Origin of the sequence: Streptodolium elevatio (assembly GCF_040649515.1) — a bacterium.
Taxonomy (GTDB): Bacteria; Actinomycetota; Actinomycetes; order Streptomycetales; family Streptomycetaceae; genus Yinghuangia; species Yinghuangia elevatio.
The window spans coordinates 29,194-47,084 of record NZ_JBEZFP010000067.1; the positions used below are offsets into that span (position 1 = coordinate 29,194).

The window sequence follows — 17,891 nt, forward strand, 5'->3', positions numbered from 1 at the left end:
CAACCTACGGCTTGCGGCGCCAGCGGCTCTTGCGCGCCTCCGGGGCGGGCTCCGCGGGGGTGTCCGGCTCCGGCGGCTGCCCGGCCCACGGACCGAGCAGGTCGTCGGCGAGCGTGTGCGGGTCGTCGTGGCCGTCGCCGGTCGCGACGACGGGCAGTCGCGTGGTCTCGTCGATGCGGATCTTGGGGATTTTCTGCGTGTCGTCCTCGGAGCCCGGCGGGGGCTCCTCGACCGGACGGGGGCGGACGATCTCCAGCTCGGCGGTGTCCGGTTCGACGTCGGCCGGCGCGGGGGCCGACGACGAAGCCGACGACGCGGCCGACGACGAGGCAGACGACGCGGACGAACCGGAAGGCGAAGATGCGCGCGACGGAGACTCGGACGACGCGGGCGCCGAGGACGAGGCCCCGGCAGCCGTCGTCGGGGCAGCCGCCTGCGGGTCGACCGCGGGAACGACCCGGGTGGCCGCGGTGGGCGCGTCGGCGGCGATCGTTCCCGACGGCACCTCGCCCGACGCACGGGTCGAGCCGTTGGCCACGGGCGCGTCCGCGCCACCGGCCTCGGCGGCGAGCGCCGCGGCCTCCTTCGCGGCACGGGCCTGAGCGGCAGCGGCGGCGACGACCGCACGAGCGGCGTCCTCCTCGGCCGCGCGGCGCTCCGCCTCGGCGAGGCGCAACGCCTCCTCGGCCTTCTCCCGCTCCTCGGCACGGCGCTTGGCCTCGGCGGCCCGGACCGCGGCCTCCTCGCGGCGGCGCTTGGTGTCGGCGGCGGCCTCCTCCTCGCGGCGGCGGCGCTCCTCCTCGGCACGGCGGCGGCGCTCGGACTCGGCGGCCCGCTCCTCCTCCGCCGCGACGCGGTCGCGCTCGGCCCGCAGCGCGGACTCCTCCTCGATACGCCGCGCCTGCTCGCGGCGGATGCGCTCCTCTTCCTCGGCCTGGATCCGGTGCTCCTCGGCGCGGCGCGCGGCCTCCTCTTCGAGGCGCCTCTGCTCCGCGGCCCGACGCGCGGCCTCTTCCTCGAGGCGTACGCGCTCCTCCTCCGCACGGCGCTTGGCCTCCTCGGCGAGGCGCACGGCCTCGGCGGCGAGCCGCTCCTGCTCCTCGGCCCGGCGGCGCACCTCCTCCTCGGCCCGGATGCGCTCCTCCTCGGCGCGGCGCGCGGCCTCCTCGGCGAGGCGCTGCTGCTCGGCGTACCGCTGGCGCTCCTCGCTCTCCGCACGCAGGCGGGCGATCAGCGCCTGCTTCTCGGCCTCGGCCTGGGCACGCTCGGCCTTGCGGCGCTCCTCCTCCTCGCGCTCGCGGCGGGCCAGTTCCTCGGCCTGGCGCTTCTCCTGCTCGGAGACGGGCAGTTCGCGGTCGAGCCGGTGGCGGATCGCGGTGGTGACCGCGTCGGGCTCCTGGGCGGCGTCGACGACGAGGTAGCGGTCGGGGTCGGCGGCGGCGAGGTCGAGGAACGCGCCGCGCACGAGGTGGTGGAAGCTCTGCGGCTCGGACTCCAGCCGGTCCGGGGCCTCGGTGAAGCGGCCGTGGCCGACCTCGGGGTCGAGGTCGAGCAGGATCGTCAGGTCGGGCTGCAGGCCGTCGCTGGCCCAGCGCGAGACGCGGGCGATCTCGCGCGTGCCCAGTTCGCGCCCGGCGCCCTGGTAGGCCACCGACGAGTCGATGTACCGGTCGGTGATGACGATCGCGCCGCGTTCGAGTGCGGGGCGGATGACGGTGGCGACGTGTTCGGCGCGGTCGGCGGCGTACAGCAGTGCCTCGGCGCGCGGGTCGATGCCGGTGTTGTTGACGTCGAGCAGCATCGCGCGCAGGCGCTTGCCGATCTCGGTCGCGCCGGGCTCGCGGGTCACCACGACGTCATGGCCCTTGCTGCGGATCCAGGAGGCCAGCGCCTCGACCTGGGTCGACTTGCCGACGCCCTCGCCGCCTTCGAGCGAGATGAAGTAGCCGGGCGCGCCCGCCGGGCGGCCGGAGACGTGGTCGACGTTGCGGGCCGATTCGACGAGGTCGCGGACCAGCGGGACGCCGCGCCGGTCGTCGACCGCACGCAGCACGAACAGGCCCGTCGCGATCACCAGCACGCCGGTGCCCATGAGGGTCAGCGCCGAGCCGTTGTACGTGAAGACGTAGTGGTCGCCGGGCGTCCAGGTGTGCAGGCCGATCGCCCCCGCGACGAGCGAACCCGCCGCGAGTCCGACGAGCATCACGACGCGGACCGCGGCCTGGACGAACGCGAAGGCGCGCGTACGCAGGTCCTCGCCGACCTCCAGACCGAACAGCGTGTAGCCGGTGACCCAGGCGATCCCGGACAGCACACCGAGGACGCCGGTGAGTACCACGACGACGGCGACGTTCGCGAACAGTCCGGTCATCAGCAGCACGAGGCCGGCGGCCGCGACCGCGATACCGAACAGGCGCCGGCGGCTGAACGTCGCGACGACGCGCGGACCGCACAGGAGGCCGAGCGCGGCGCCGGCGAGCAGCGTCAGGAAGACCGTGCCGTACGCGGCGTTCCCCGCACCCAGTTCCGCCGTGTAGAGCGGCGTGAGGCCGACCAGCACGCCGCCCGCGAGGAACAGCGCGAGCATGCCGATGACGAGGCCGCGCGTGGTGCGCGAGTGCTTGAAGACGCGGGGCGTGTCGGCGACCACGAGCATGGGGTTCGGCCGCCGGGTGCTGACCGAGCGCCCGCGTGTGGGCATGCGCAGCATGTACACGTACAGCGCCGAGATGAGGTGCACGGCGGCCGTCGCGAACAGCGCGATGTCGGACGGGTGCTTGGCGAGCGTGTCGAACGACGGCGCGAGCAACTGGTTGACCAGCGCCAGCACGATGAAGACCGCGGCCGCGACGGGCGCGGCGGCGTAGCCGGTCACCAAGTTGAACTGGGCCGCGGTCGCGAGGCGTTGGCGCGGCACCAAATTGGGCACGGTCGCGTCGCGAGCCGGCCCCCAGAAGGCTCCGGCGATGCCGCCCAGCGCGGTCGCGGCGAGGATCCACCACAACTCGTCGACGAACGGCACCGAGGCGATCAGGCCGAACCGCACGATGTCGCAGACGGCCATCGTCCAGCGCCGGTCGAGGTGGTCGACGATCTGCGCGGCCAGCGGCGCGACGAGCGCGGCGGGCAGCAGGCGCAGCACGAAGACCGCGGCGACCGCCGCCGCGAAGTCGAGGTAGTCGCCCTCGACGGTCCACAGCGCGGCCGACGTGAGGGCGAGCAGGCCGAGCCAGTCCGCCAGGGCGGACGCGGCGATAGCGGTCCAGAAGCGCCGGAACGGGGCGATCTTGAGGACGCCCCCGATGCCGGTGACGGGATCCGGGGTCCGGGGCGGTATCGCCGCCCCGGACGTGTGCTGCTCGGCTTGCGTCATGCCGTCAACCCTAACCGTGTGGGCGCCGAGGGAAACGACGTTCAAACCGGCGTTTCCCGGTCGTCGCCGGACTTCGCGCGGTTGCCCGGGCACACCAATCGGCGCCGTTCCGGGCAAACGCGGACGGGCCGCCGGAGGAAGTTCCGGCGGCCCTCGTACCAGCGAACCTCAGGTCGCCTTCTTCGCCGGGGCCTTCTTGGTCGCCGCGGTCTTCTTCGCGGGGGCCTTCTTGGCCGGGGCCTTCTTCGCGGCGGCGCGCTTCTTGGGCGCGGGGCCCTTGGCGCGCTTCTCCGCCAGGAGTTCGTAGCCGCGCTCGGGAGTGATCTCCTCGACGCTGTCGGCGGCCCGGAGGGTGGCGTTGGTCTCGCCGTCGGTGACGTACGGGCCGAAGCGGCCGTCCTTCACCACGACCGGCTTTCCGCTCACCGGGTCCTCGCCGAGTTCCTTCAGCGGCGGCTTGGCGGCCGCGCGGCCGCGCCGCTTCTCCTCCGCGTAGATGGCGAGCGCCTCGTCGAGGGTCACCGTGAACAGCTGGTCCTCGGTGGTGAGCGACCGCGAGTCCGTCCCCTTCTTCAGGTACGGGCCGTAGCGGCCGTTCTGCGCGGTGATCTCCTCGCCGCTCGCCGGGTCGACGCCGACGACGCGCGGCAGCGAGAACAGCCTGAGCGCGTCCTCCAGCGTGACCGTGTCGAGCGCCATCGACTTGAACAGCGACGCCGTGCGCGGCTTCGGTCCCTTGGCGGCGGCCTTCTTCGCGGTCTTCTTGGCCGGGGTCTTCTTCGCAGTCGTCTTCTTCGCCGCGCCCGTTCCGGTCCCGCCCTCCGGGGCCGCCGGCTCGGGCGTGCCGGACTCGGCCGTGGATGCGGCCGTCTCCGGCTCGGGCAGCACCTCGGTGACGTACGGGCCGTACCGGCCGTCCTTCGCCACGATCAGGTGCCCGGTGGCCGGGTCGGTGCCGAGCACGAAGTCGCCGCTCGGCTTGTTGAGCAGTTCCTCGGCCTTCTCGACGGTGAGTTCGTCCGGCGGCAGGTCGACGGGCACGTCGGCGCGCTTGTCGTCGCGCTCGACGTACGGTCCGAAGCGGCCGACGCGCAGCACGATGCCGTCGCCGACCGGGAACGAGTTGACCTCACGGGCGTCGATCGCGCCCAGGTCGGTCACCAGGTCCTTGAGACCTTCGAGGTGGTCGCCCGCCTGCGCGCCGCCCGCGGGTGCGTCCTCGCCGAAGTAGAAGCGGCGCAGCCACGGCACCGACTCGGTCTCGCCGCGGGCGATCTGGTCGAGGTCGTCCTCCATCTTCGCGGTGAAGTCGTAGTCGACCAGGCGCCCGAAGTGGTTCTCCAGGAGGCCGACGACGGCGAACGCGATGAAGGAGGGAACCAGCGCGGTGCCCTTCTTGAAGACGTAGCCGCGATCGAGGATCGTGCCGATGATCGACGCGTACGTCGACGGGCGGCCGATCTCGCGCTCCTCCAGCTCCTTGATGAGCGACGCCTCGGTGTAGCGGGCGGGCGGCTTGGTGGCGTGGCCCTCGGGGGTCAGCTCGGTGGCGGTGAGCGCGTCGCCCTCCTCGACCATCGGCAGGCGGCGCTCGCGGTCGTCGAGCTCGGCCTCGGGGTCGTCGGAGCCCTCGACGTAGGCCTTCAGGAAGCCGTGGAACGTGATGATCTTGCCGGACGCGGTGAACTCGGCGTCGCGGCCGGGCAGGCCGGGGGCCTCCGCCGCGGTGCCGCCGATACGGACCGTGACGGACTGGCCGATCGCGTCCTTCATCTGGGAGGCGACGGTGCGCATCCAGATCAGCTCGTAGAGGCGGAACTGGTCGCCGGTCAGGCCGGTCTCGGCGGGGGTGCGGAAGCGGTCGCCGGAGGGGCGGATGGCCTCGTGCGCCTCCTGCGCGTTCTTGACCTTGCCGGCGTACGAGCGCGGCGCGTCGGGCAGGTACTCGGCGCCGTACAGCTCGCGGACCTGCGCCCGGGCCGCGGCGACCGCGGTGTCGGACAGCGTCGTGGAGTCGGTACGCATGTACGTGATGAAGCCGTTCTCGTACAGCTTCTGGGCCACCTGCATGGTCGCCTTGGCACCGAAGCCGAGCTTGCGCGAGGCCTCCTGCTGGAGCGTGGTGGTGCGGAACGGCGCGTAGGGCGAGCGGCGGTACGGCTTGCGCTCGACCGCGCGCACCGCGAACTGCGCCGACTCCAGTGCCGCGGCGAGCGCGCGGGCGCCGGCCTCGTCGACGTGCAGGACGTCGCGGCCCTTCAGCTGCCCGTCGGAGCCGAAGTCTCGGCCGGTGGCGACACGCTTGCCGTCCAGGTTGACCAGGCGCGCGTTGACCGTGCGCGGGTCGGTGGCGTCGCCGGCGCGGCCGGTGTCGAACGTGCCGAGCACGTCCCAGTACGAGGCCGAGCGGAAGGCGCGGCGCTCGCGCTCGCGCTCCACGACCAGGCGCGTCGCGACCGACTGCACGCGGCCGGCGGACAGCTTGGGGCCGACCTTCTTCCACAGGACCGGCGACACCTCGTAGCCGTAGAGGCGGTCGAGGATGCGGCGGGTCTCCTGGGCGTCGACCAGGCGCTGGTTGAGCTCGCGCGGGTTGGCGACGGCCGACTGGATGGCGTCCTTGGTGATCTCGTGGAACACCATGCGCCGCACCGGCACCTTGGGCTGAAGGACCTCTTGGAGGTGCCACGCGATGGCTTCGCCCTCGCGGTCCTCGTCGGTGGCGAGGAAGAGTTCGTCGGCGTCCTTCAGGAGCTTCTTGAGCTTCGCGACCTGCTGCTTCTTGTCGGCGTTGACGACGTAGATCGGCTCGAAGTCGGCCTCGACGTTGACCCCGAGGCGCGCCCAGGACTGGCCCTCGTACGCGGCCGGGACCTCGGCAGCGCCGTTCGGGAGGTCGCGGATGTGACCCACACTGGCCTCGACCACGTAACCGGGCCCAAGGTAGCCCTTGATCGTCTTCGCCTTGGCAGGCGACTCGACGATGACGAGTCGACTGCCTTCGCGCGCGGTCTCGCTGCTCGGGGACACCTTCGCTCTTCTCTCCAGATTGCTGCTGTGGGGCACTGCGGGGGCACTGCTATGGCGTTGCTGCGGCACTGCTGCGCCGTTGCTCCGTCCGGTACCGGTCCGGCCTTGCGCCGGCGTTTCTCCGGCGTTTCTCCGGCCTTGCTGGGGCCTAGCTCCGGCGTTGCCCGGGCGGCCGACGCCCGTCAGGGAATGTAGCTGCCGTGTGGCGGAGTGTGACGGTATCCCAGCCCCCGATGTCAAACCGGCCCTGCCCGGTATACGACACGGATCGGCCCGATGCCACTCGAACGGTAACGCGCACCCAACGGTTCCCGCTTCCCGGGCCGCTAACCCTCCCCCGTCCGAGCCGCTCCCGAACGGCCGCGGGGGCCGGTCAAGGGCGACGGACAAAACGATGAGTGCCCGGTACATCTTGCTTCCTCGGCCACAGGTCGTTATCTCTGATGGACCGTCAGATCGGCACGGAAGCGGGGCCAGGCATGGAGCACGAGGCAGCCGGAGAGCCCCTGGACGATGCGGCGGCAGCGCCCCCGTACGCCGACATCAGCGCAGCTCAGCGGCGTACCGTCTTCACCGGCCTGCTCATCTCGATGTTCATCGCGGCGCTTGCCAGCACCATCATCACCACCGGTCTGCCGACCATAGCGGGCGAACTCGGCGGGGTCGACAAGGTGGCGTGGGTCGTCGCCGGGCATCTTCTCACCAACTGCGCCGCGACCCCGCTGTGGGGGAAGCTGTCCGACCTCTACGGACGCAAGCCGCTGCTGCTCACCGCCATCGGCGTGTTCACGGCCGGCACCGCGCTTTCCGCGGTGGCGACGGACATCTGGCAGCTGATCGCCTTCCGCGCGGTGCAGGGCGCCGGGGTCGGCGGGATCATCACGCTCTGCCAGGCGGTGATCGGCGACATCATCTCGCCGGCCGAGCGCGGCCGGTACCAGGGCTGGATCGGCGCCTCCTTCGCGTCGTCGACGGCCCTCGGTCCGCTGCTCGGCGGGGTCTTCGTGGACACCATCGGCTGGCGCTGGTGCTTCTTCTCCATGCTGCCGTTCGCCGCGGTCGCGTTCGTGGTGATCCAGCGCAGCCTGACGCTGCCGCGGCGCCGCTCGCAGGTGTCGGTCGACTACCTCGGGTCGCTGCTGCTGGTCGCCGGCGTCAGCGCGCTCCTGCTGCTGGTGTCGTTCGGCGGGCAGCGCTTCGCGTGGACGTCGGCGACGGCGTACGGGCTCGGCGCCGCGGCCGTCGCGCTGCTGGTGGCGACCGGGTGGTGGGAGCGGCGGGCCCGCGAACCGCTGTGGCCGCCGCGGCTGTTCCACAGCCGGTCGTTCACGGCGCAGTGCGCGGCGGCCTTCCTGATGGGCTCGACGATGTACGCGTCCATGGTGTTCCTGCCGCAGTTCTTCCAGCTCGGGCGCGGTTTCACGGCGACCGAGGCCGGGCTGCTGATGCTGCCGTTCATCGCCGCGAACCTGGTGGGCTCCACGACGTCGGGGCGGCTCATCGCGCGCACCGGGCGGGTCAAGGTCTTCCCGATGATCGGCATGGCGCTCTCGGCGGTGTCCGCGGCGCTGCTCGCGTGGCAGGTCCTCGGGGCACCCGCGCCCGCGCTGTGGCCGGCGATGGTCGTGTCGGGCATCGGCATCGGGTTCACCTCGCAGGTGCTGATCCTGGCCGCGCAGGCCACCGTGGAACGCCGCGACCTGGGCATCGCGACGTCGTCCATCGCCTTCTTCCGCACCCTCGGCGGCACCATCAGCACGGCGGTCTTCGGGGCGGTGATCGCCCGGCGGTTCACCGACACCCTGCCCGGCGAGCTGGCCGAGCACCGGGTCGCCGAGGCGCAGCTGCCGCCCGGCGGGGCGGACGCGGCGCTGGCTCACCCGGAGCGGGTGGGGGAGTATGCGTCGGGCCTCCAGGGGGCCGTGCACGACGCGTACTCGGCCGGCATGAGCACGGTCTACATCGTGGTGCTCCCCTGCGTCCTGCTCGGCCTCGCGGCGGCGGCGTCGATGCGCGACACGCGCCTGCCGGTCGAGGCGCGGGCGGAACGCGGGAAGCGGCGCCGGATGGTGCGGGTCAAGTAGCGGTCCGGGTCAGAAGCACCCGGGTGACGGCGCGGGCCAGGGGCGCTCGGGTGCGGCTCGGGTCAGGGAGCGGGGGTCTCCGGAAACAGCAGGAATCCGTCGGCGATCAGCGACCGCAGCGGACCGGGTACGGCGTCCCGCAGGGCCACCTGGTCCTCGCCGAGCAGTTCGGCGATCGCGTCGACGATCGCCCCCGCGGTCAGGCGCCCGTCGCTCGCGCCCGCCAGCGCGGCGCCGACCGTGTCGACGCGGTCCGCGCGGCACATGCCGCGCTGCTGGCGGAGCACGACGTACTCCGGGTCCTCTGCGCCGGGTTGCCCGGTCTGCTCCTGGAGCACCGCGGAAGCGAGGCGGAACGCGGTGCCGAGGAGTGCCGCGTCGTCGTGCGAGCGCAGGGCGTCCTGGCGGCGGAACCACGCGGCGATCTCGGCGCCGAGCGGCTGCTCGACCGCGTGCGGCCACTCCTCGATGTGCGCCACCGGCCGTTCGCTGCCCGACTTGTGCAGCGAGATCCAGCCGAAGCCGACACCTTCCACGCCGTCGCGCTCGAACGCGTCCAGCCACGCGTCGTACCGGGCGGCGTACTCCGCGCTTTGGTGGTCGCCGGCGTCGCGCAGCCACAACTCGGCGTACTGCGCGGGGTCCTGGACCTCGCGCTGCACGACCCACGCGTCGCAGCCGGTGGGAGCCAGCCACTCGCGGAGGCGGTCCTGCCAGTCCTCCCCCTTGACGTGCTGCCAATTGGCCAGCAGTTGGCAGTAGCCGCCGTCCGCGAGGTGCGCCGGTGCCTCGGCGACCAGGCGGCGGCAGATCTCGTCACCGGGCAGGCCGCCGTCGCGATAGGTGAAGCGTCCCTTCGGCGAGATCACGAAGGGCGGGTTCGAGACGATGAGGTCGAACGTCTCGCGCTCGACCGGCTCGAACAGACTTCCTTCGGCGAGACCGACGTTGGCGATGCCGGACAGCGCCATCGTCAGGCGCGTCAGGTCCAGCGCGCGGCGGTTGACGTCGGTCGCGGTGACGGCTCGGGCGTGCCGCGACGCGTGCAGGGCCTGGACGCCGCAGCCGGTTCCGAGGTCGAGGACGCGGTCGGCCTGCTCGCGGATCGTGATCCCGGCCAGCGTGGTCGAGGCGCCGCCGATGCCCAGCACGTGGTCGGGGCGTACCGGGCCGGACACCCCGCCGATGCCGCTGCCGAGGTCGGAGACGACCCACCAGTCGGTGTCGGCCTCGCCGTACGGCCGGATGTCGACGAGCGCGTGCACCTCGTCGCCGTCGCGTGCCAACAGGCCGCCCGCGACCGCCTCGTCGAAGGGCAGCGCGGTGCGCGCCTGCGCGAGGGGCACCCGCGTCTGGAGCAGGAAGAGCCGGATCAAGGTCGCGAGCGGGCCGCCGTCGCCGCGCAGCGAGCGCAGGGCGGGGACGGTCTCGCTGCGCGACAGAGCACCGTACGCCTGCGGCCCGAGCGCGTCGAGGCACCCGTCGACGGTGTAGTCCGCGTCGGCCAGCGCTTCGCGGAGCCGGGTCACCTGGGAGGAGTCGTGCATGGTCACAGGACCATCCTGCCTTGCGCCGACAGGTCTTCCGGACCGCCACGGGGTGTCCGGCGGGGCTAAGGCCTCGCGGACGCCGAGGTGGACGACGACGCGGAGGACGACGCCGACGGCGAAGTGGAGCCGGACACCGAGGCGGAGGCCGACGGCGAGCCCTCGGGCGGTTCGGGAGCCGAGGCGGGCGGCGCCGTCGCCGGGTCCGCGGGCGGGGCGGGCGACGTCTCCGGCGTGGCGTCGGACGGCACCCCGGACGACGCGGCGGGGCCGCTCACGCAGCCCGGAACTCCGGCCAGGGCCTTGCCCAGTGCGCCCTGGTGGAGTTTGTCGAGCGCGGCGCGCGAGACCGTGAGGGAGCTGGAGATGGTGGGCTCCAGCGCGCGCAGGGCGTCCGCGAACGCCTTCTGGTCGCCGGTCGGCAGTTCCTCCAGCTTGGTGGTGACGGCCGTCCACCCGGCGGCGGTGGCGCGCAGGTCGCCGGTCAGCACCTGCATCTGGGCCCGGCCGTCCTTGATCTCCGGCGGGCCGGCCCGGTCGAGGGCGGCGGCGAACGCGGTGTTCGCCTCGGCGAGTTTGGCGACATCGGCGGCGAGCCGGGCCTTGAGCGCCTCGGGGGTCTCGTTGGAAACCACGGTGCCTATGTCGTCGAGCGCCTTCTTGGAGGCGTCGATGCGGCCGGTGACGTCTGTGGTGCAGACCTTGCCCGCCCAGTCGGCGAGTTTCTTGGTGTTGTCGTCGCCGTCGTCGCCGCCGCATCCGGCGGTCACGACCACCACGGCAGCGGCCAGGGCCGCGAGTGCGGGGGATATCGCCGGGGTCTTACGTGCCACGCTCGTCTCCGTGTTCGCATCGCCGTACCGCGTCTGCAAGGCCCCTGCGGCGGGGCCCGCGGCAGTCCGAGGGTGGCATACGACACGGACGGAGGGCGACGCGGTCCACCGCATCGCCCTCCGTCCCGAATGCCGGCGGGCCGTCTCCTCGGCCCGTCCGGTCAGTGGGGTGGTACGCCCCGCCGCAGGTCAGCCCCCTACCGGAGTGGCGTCCTTGGGTTCGTTGTTCGGCGTGCCCACGGCGATGGACTTGCGCTTGCTCCACCAGACCGCGCCGATGATCACCACGATCGCGAAGACCGCGATGCCCGCGCGCAGGCCGTCGCTGGCGTCCGCGCCGATGGTGAGCTTGACCACCGCGGGGGCGATCAGCAGTGCGACCAGGTTCATGACCTTCAGGAGCGGGTTGATCGCGGGGCCCGCGGTGTCCTTGAACGGGTCGCCCACGGTGTCGCCGATGACGGTCGCGGAGTGCGCGTCGGAGCCCTTGCCGCCGTACGTGCCGTCCTCGATCGTCTTCTTCGCGTTGTCCCACGCGCCACCGGAGTTGGCGAGGAACACCGCCATGAGGGTGCCCGCGCCGATCGCGCCGGCCAGGTACGCGCCCAGCGGTGCGATGCCGAGGGCGAAGCCGACCGCAATCGGTGCCATCACCGCCAACAGGCCCGGGGTGGCGAGTTCGCGGAGCGAGTCGCGCGTGCAGATGTCGACGACGCGGCCGTAGTCCGGCTTCTCCGTGCCGGACATGATCCCGGGCTTCGTGCGGAACTGCTCGCGTACCTCGAACACCACCGCGCCCGCGGCGCGCGCCACCGCGTTGATGGCCAGGCCGCTGAACAGGAACACGACCGCGGCGCCGAGGATCAGCCCGAACAGGTTGTTCGGCTGGGAGATGTCGAGGTTGAACGACAGCGCCTCGAGGCGCGACATACTCTCGTTCGCGCCCTCCCCGACTTCCACCCTGGCGGTCTCGACGGCGTCGCGGTACGAGCCGTACAGGGCCGTCGCGGCAAGCACCGCGGTCGCGATGGCGATGCCCTTCGTGATGGCCTTGGTGGTGTTGCCGACCGCGTCCAGGTCGGTGAGGACCTGCGCGCCCTCGCCCTCGACGTCGCCGGACATCTCGGCGATGCCCTGCGCGTTGTCGGAGACCGGACCGAACGTGTCCATCGCGACGATCACGCCGACCGTGGTGAGCAGGCCGGTGCCGGCGAGGGCCACCGCGAACAGCGCCAGCATGATGATGCCGCCGCCGAGCAGGTACGCGCCGTAGACCGCGATGCCGATGAGCACGGCCGCGTACACCGCGGACTCCAGGCCGAGCGAGATGCCCGACAGGATGACGGTCGCCGGACCGGTGAGCGACGTCTTGACGACGTCCCGGACCGGGCGGCGCGACGTCTCGGTGAAGTAGCCGGTCAGCTGCTGGATCACGGCCGCCAGCACGATGCCGATGAGGACCGCGACGAGGGCGAACACGCGGGGGTCACCGGAGTGTTCGAGGATCTCCTTGCCGGTGGCGGTCGTGTTGGACAGGCCTTCGAGCTCGGAGAACTTGTCGGGCAGGTACGCGAACGCGGCGACGCCGACGAGCGCGAGCGAGATCACCGCGGACAGGAAGAAGCCGCGGTTGATCGCGGTCATGCCGCTGCGGTCCCCGGCGCGCGGCGACACCGCGTAGATGCCGATGACCGCGGTGATGACGCCGATCGCGGGGACGATCAGGGGGAAGACGAGGCCGGCGTCGCCGAACGCGGCCTTGCCGAGGATGAGTGCCGCGACGAGCGTCACGGCGTACGACTCGAACAGGTCGGCCGCCATGCCCGCGCAGTCGCCGACGTTGTCGCCGACGTTGTCCGCGATGGTGGCGGCGTTGCGCGGGTCGTCCTCGGGGATGCCCTGCTCGACCTTGCCGACCAGGTCGGCTCCGACGTCGGCGGCCTTGGTGAAGATGCCGCCGCCGACACGCATGAACATGGCCAGCAGGGCCGCGCCGAAGCCGAACCCTTCGAGGACCTTGGGCGCGTCCTCGCGGTAGATGATCACCACGAGTGCGGCGCCGAACAGGCCGAGGCCGACGGTGAACATGCCGGCGACGCCGCCGGTGCGGAACGCGATCCGCATGGCGGTGTGCGAGGCCTCGGGACCGGTGCCGCCGGCACGTGCCGCGGCGGCCACGCGCACATTGCTGCGGACCGCGAGCCACATGCCGGTGTAGCCGGTGATCGCGGAGAACACCGCGCCGACGAGGAAGAACACCGAGCGGCCGATGCGTTCGTCCCAGCCCTCGGCCGGAAGCAGCATCAGCAGGAAGAAGACCCCGACGGCGAAGAGCCCCAGGGTGCGGAACTGACGGGTGAGATAGGCCGCGGCGCCCTCCTGGACGGCACCGGCGATTTCCTTCATCTTCGCGGTGCCCTCGTCGGCGGCGAGCACCTGGCGTACCAGGGCCGCGGCGACGGCGAGGGCGCCGAGCGCAATGACCGCGACCACCACGACGTACGTCAGATCGGTCCCGGCGACCTCGGCGGTCCCCGGTGCTGCGGTGACAGTGGCGAGTTCGGTGAGTTGGAGCCCGGACATGCGTCCTCCATCGCGAGGGATGTTTCGGACTGGCTTCTCAGACGGGCGCTAGACGATCTTTTACAACGTGAATGGGAGTGTATGCAAATGATCAAGAACACACCACGGTAATCTTCATGATCATATCGAATTATGCATAAAATACGCGCACTACGCCGCGATTCGGGGCAATCCCCGGGTAAACAGGTTTTGCGCCGCCGGAATCGGGATAGAAGCCGACGTTGCGGCCTCCTGTCGAGGCCACAACTGGCCGACGAACTGGCCGACGAACTGGCCGACGAACTGGCGGGCGAACTGGCGGGCGAACTGGCCTACGGAGGCCTACGAACTTGCCTACGGAGTGGCAGGCGAAGTGCAGGCGAAGTGGTCGCGACTACTGGCCGCGGCCAGGCAACAGCGGAGAAAGCGAAAGCGAACGGCGGGCCTTCCGTATGGAAGGCCCGCCGTTCGCGGATAATTCAGTCGCTTGGAGCAGTAGTCGGGGTGGCGGTCGGAGCAGCGCGCGACACAGCGGTCGACGCGTCTCCCGGCACGGCAGCGGGACGCTCGCCCCAGCGCGCACCCACCTGCGTCACAACCCCAGCGGGTCGTCTCCGATCTTGCCCTTCTCGGACGGCCACGACATACGGATACTGCCGCCGTCGGCACCCGCGCGGACGTCCAACTCGTCGACCAGGCCCAGGATCACGGCGAGGCCCAACTCGCTCTCCGCGACGTCCAGGCTCATGCCGTTCGCCCCCGAGGGGCCGGGCAGGCCGACGGAACCGCCGGACTCGCCGGCGCCCACCACCGCGGGCTGTGGAACGGCGTCGCGCACCTCGATCGAGAACCGCCCGTCGCCGTCGTCGAGCGTCACCGTCACCGGCTCGTCCGCACCCACCTGGCGGGTGAGACCGACCGCGCGCGAGCACGCCTCGCCGACGGCAAGGCGTACCTCGTCCAGCACGGACTCGGCGACACCGGCCCGGCGGGCCACGGCGGCGGCGACAAGCCGCGCCGTACGGACGTGTTCGGGCAGCGCGGTGAAGCGCAGCTCGACGATGGCCATAGATCCCCCAGCCGTACTTGCCGACGTTCCGACCGGCGGGCTGTCCGGTGCGAAGCGCTACCTGGTTGAAGCGGTGGCGGGCGGAGCGCCCCTCCGCGAGACGGACGGGCGCGGCTCAGTCCGTCGCGTTGACGGCTTCCTCCACCGAGGTGTGGATGGGGAACACCTTGGTCAGACCGGTGATACGGAAGATCTTCAGGATGCGCTCCTGAGTGCACACCAGGCGCAGCGAGCCCTCGTGCGCGCGAACGCGCTTGAGACCGCCGACCAGGACGCCCAGACCGGTCGAGTCCAGGAAGTCCACACCCTCCATGTCCACGATCAGGTGGTAGCTCCCGTCGTTGACGAGTTCCACCAATTGCTCGCGCAGTTTGGGGGCGGTGTACACATCGATCTCGCCGCCCACCTCGACGACCGTACGGCCGCCCTCGGTTCGGGTCGACAGGGACAGGTCCACGGATCCTCCAGCACCTTGCTATCGAGCGGTCGCCCCCCAAGGATCGGCAGCCGCCAAGGCATTCAACCACTTATGGGCGCTACAGGACGATGAATCCCACGACTTTCGATGCGAGACTGGTGCCCGATGTCGCCCAATCCACACTCCCAGGAAGACCTGTTGGACCGCTTGATCGCGGCCCACGGGCGACCCGATCGAGTGACACACGTTCGGCGCATACCCCCGCGAAGGGGCAGGCCGACCATCTGGCCCGATTGGGCGCGCCCGGAAGTCGTGGACGCTTTTCGGGCGGTCGGTGTCGACCACCCTTGGGAACACCAGGCGCTTGCCGCATCGGCAGCCGCGTCGGGCCGATCAGTCGTCTTGGCGACCGGCACCGCCTCGGGCAAGTCCATGGCCTACCTTCTGCCGGTACTCACCGCCCTCTTGGAGGGTACCCGGGCTCCGAACGGCCGTGGTGCCACCGCGCTGTATCTGTCCCCCACGAAAGCGCTCGCAGCCGACCAGATCCGGGCTGTGGACGAGTTGCGCGCCGCGCAAACGGGACTTGATCCCGTGCGCGCGGCGGCCTACGACGGCGACACGCCCGTCGATCTGCGGCGCTGGGTGCGGGGACATGCGGCGTACGTGCTGACCAACCCGGACATGTTGCACCGGTCGTTGCTCCCGGCGCACCGCACGTGGTCGGCGTACCTGAAGGCACTCAAGTACGTCGTGATCGACGAGTGCCACACTTACCGCGGCGTGTTCGGCTCGCATGTCGCCCAAGTGATCCGGCGTCTGCGCCGGGTGTGTCGCCGCTACGGCTCCGACCCCGTGTTCATCCTGGCGTCCGCGACGGTGTCCGATCCGGGCGGTGCCGCGGCCCGGCTCATCGGCGCGGAGCCGGACGACATCGTGGCGGTGACCGACGACGCGTCCCCGCGCGGGGCACTCACCTTCGCGCTGTGGGAGCCGCCGCTGACCGACCTGAAGGGCGAACGCGGCGCCCCGGTGCGGCGCACCGCGACCGCGGAGGCGGCGGACCTGCTGACCGACCTCGTGGTCGACGGCGTGCGCACGGTGGCCTTCGTACGCTCCCGGCGCGGCGCGGAGGTGGTCCGCGTGATGGCCCGCGACCAACTCGAACGCATCGACCCCGGGCTGGCCGAGCGTGTCGCGACGTACCGCTCCGGCTATCTCGCCGACGAACGGCGCGGGCTCGAGCGCGCGCTGCACGACGGCCGCCTGCTCGGTGTCGCCGCCACCACGGCACTCGAACTCGGCGTCGACGTCTCCGGCCTGGACGCCGTCCTGCTGGCCGGCTACCCCGGCACGCGGGCGTCGCTGTGGCAGCAGGCCGGACGCGCGGGCCGCGCCGGGCAGGCCGCACTCGCCGTCCTGATCGCCCGGGACGACCCGCTCGACACGTTCCTCGTGCACCACCCGGAGGCGCTCTTCGACCGCCCGGTCGAGGCGACCGTCCTCGACCCGGACAACCCGTACGTGCTGGCTCCGCACCTGTGTGCGGCCGCCGCCGAACTCCCGCTGGAGGAAAGCGACCTGCCGCTCTTCGGGCCGGTCGCCGCCGAACTGCTCCCCGGCCTGGTCCGGCGCGGCCTGCTGCGCAAACGCCCCTCGGGCTGGTTCTGGACCAGTCCCGAGCGCGCGACCGATCTCACCGACATCCGCGGCGCCGGCGGCCAGGCCGTGCGCGTCGTCGAGGAGGACACCGGGCGGGTGCTGGGCACGGTCGACGCCGCCGCCGCGCACAGCGCGGTCCACCAGGGCGCCGTCCACCTCCATCAGGGCGACACGTACCTGGTGCGTCTGCTCGACTTGGCGGACGACGTCGCCCTCGTCCGCCGCGCCGCGCCCGACTGGACGACCTCCGCGCGCGAGACGACCGACATCCGGATCCTCGAAGAGGTGCGCGCGGAGCCGTGGGGTGAAGGCCGCCTGCATTTCGGCTCGGTCGAGGTCACCAGCCGCGTGGTGTCCTACCAGCGCCGCCGCATCATGACCGGCGAAGTGCTCGGCGAGCACAAGCTCGACCTCCCGGAACGCTCGCTGCGTACCCGCGCGGTCTGGTGGACGGTCACCCCCGACCAGGTCGCCGACGCGGCCCTCGACGACACGGACCTGCCGGGCGCCGCGCACGCCGCCGAACACGCCTCGATCGGCCTCCTTCCCCTCTTCGCGACCTGCGATCGCTGGGACATCGGCGGAGTCTCGACCGCCCTGCACCCGGACACCGGCCTGCCGACGGTGTTCGTCTACGACGGCCACGCGGGTGGCGCGGGTTTCGCCGAACGCGCCTACGCCACAGCCCCCTCCTGGCTCGCTGCCACCCGCGACGCCATCGCCGCATGCGAATGCGAGGCCGGCTGCCCGAGTTGCGTGCAGTCCCCCAAGTGCGGGAACGGCAACTTCCCGCTCGACAAGCCCGGTGCGATCAGACTGCTCACCGTGCTGCTGCAGGGCCGCGAGGGCGAGTTGGAGGGGCAGGCACAGGCGGAGTCGGACACGTGCGAGCAGTAGGCGGACGGGCGCGACCGATGGAACCGACGGGACCAACTGATCCCCTGGCGTGCCCACCGACCGACCGAGTGCGGAATCAGGGCTGTGCATCGTGTATTCGGGATTGAGTGCGGTGGATTGTGTTGATCGAGTGTCCGGCCATGTGAGCGAGATCGTGATCGGCAGTGGACTCGGACCGGAATCGGGACTGAGGTTGGGTCGGGGTTGGAATTGGGATCGCATTCGGGGCCGGGGGCTGGAAACCGGAAACCGGGCTTGGAATCGGGATAGGGATCGGATCGGATCGGTTCGGGATCGGGATCGGGGCCGACGCGAGCGGTCGACGACAGGTGATCCGCACGGCCTGGGGACCGGCGGCAGGGCTGCGTTGTCCGAGCCATGCACCAGTCCCGGGGTTGTGCGGCCCCGGTTCGCCG

At 71.8% G+C, this 17,891-nt stretch carries 9 protein-coding genes; 2 read left to right on the plus strand and 7 right to left on the minus strand.

Annotated features, from left to right (window positions below):
- Positions 1-4: 4 nt before the first annotated feature.
- Complete coding sequence (gene tmk, locus AB0C36_RS24335) at positions 5-3,373, minus strand: dTMP kinase (protein WP_358357350.1); 3,369 nt, start codon at positions 3,371-3,373, stop codon at positions 5-7.
- Positions 3,374-3,541: 168 nt separating this feature from the next.
- Positions 3,542-6,403: a type I DNA topoisomerase gene (gene topA, locus AB0C36_RS24340; RefSeq protein WP_358357352.1), complete on the minus strand. Its 2,862-nt coding sequence runs from the start codon at positions 6,401-6,403 to the stop codon at positions 3,542-3,544.
- 479 nt (positions 6,404-6,882) lie between these two features.
- Here topA and AB0C36_RS24345 point away from each other — a divergent pair, with 479 nt between their 5' ends.
- Positions 6,883-8,487, plus strand: coding sequence for an MDR family MFS transporter (locus AB0C36_RS24345; RefSeq protein WP_358357355.1), 1,605 nt, complete (start codon positions 6,883-6,885; stop codon positions 8,485-8,487).
- 62 nt (positions 8,488-8,549) lie between these two features.
- Here AB0C36_RS24345 and AB0C36_RS24350 read toward each other — a convergent pair whose 3' ends face one another.
- The 5 genes from AB0C36_RS24350 to bldG form a co-directional block, all read right to left on the minus strand.
- Positions 8,550-10,034 (minus strand): DUF7059 domain-containing protein, encoded by a 1,485-nt coding sequence (locus AB0C36_RS24350; protein ID WP_358357371.1) that lies wholly within the window; start codon positions 10,032-10,034, stop codon positions 8,550-8,552.
- A gap of 65 nt (positions 10,035-10,099) precedes the next feature.
- Entirely contained in the window at positions 10,100-10,867 is a 768-nt protein-coding gene (locus AB0C36_RS24355; RefSeq protein WP_358357358.1) for a hypothetical protein, read from the minus strand.
- A 189-nt stretch (positions 10,868-11,056) separates the two neighbouring features.
- A complete protein-coding gene (locus tag AB0C36_RS24360; protein WP_358357360.1) occupies positions 11,057-13,450 on the minus strand; it encodes a sodium-translocating pyrophosphatase in 2,394 nt (797 codons plus the stop codon).
- Positions 13,451-14,021: 571 nt separating this feature from the next.
- Positions 14,022-14,498 carry an ATP-binding protein gene (locus AB0C36_RS24365; RefSeq protein WP_358357363.1) on the minus strand — a complete coding sequence of 159 codons (477 nt, stop codon included), beginning with the start codon at positions 14,496-14,498 and terminating at the stop codon, positions 14,022-14,024.
- Between the two features lie 115 nt (positions 14,499-14,613).
- On the minus strand, positions 14,614-14,955 hold the full coding sequence (gene bldG, locus AB0C36_RS24370; protein ID WP_358357365.1) for an anti-sigma factor antagonist BldG: 342 nt from the start codon (positions 14,953-14,955) through the stop codon (positions 14,614-14,616).
- Positions 14,956-15,063: 108 nt separating this feature from the next.
- On the opposite strand from bldG, the gene AB0C36_RS24375 reads away from it, so the two are divergent.
- Positions 15,064-17,475 carry a DEAD/DEAH box helicase gene (locus tag AB0C36_RS24375; protein WP_358357368.1) on the plus strand — a complete coding sequence of 804 codons (2,412 nt, stop codon included), beginning with the start codon at positions 15,064-15,066 and terminating at the stop codon, positions 17,473-17,475.
- Positions 17,476-17,891 lie beyond the last annotated feature (416 nt).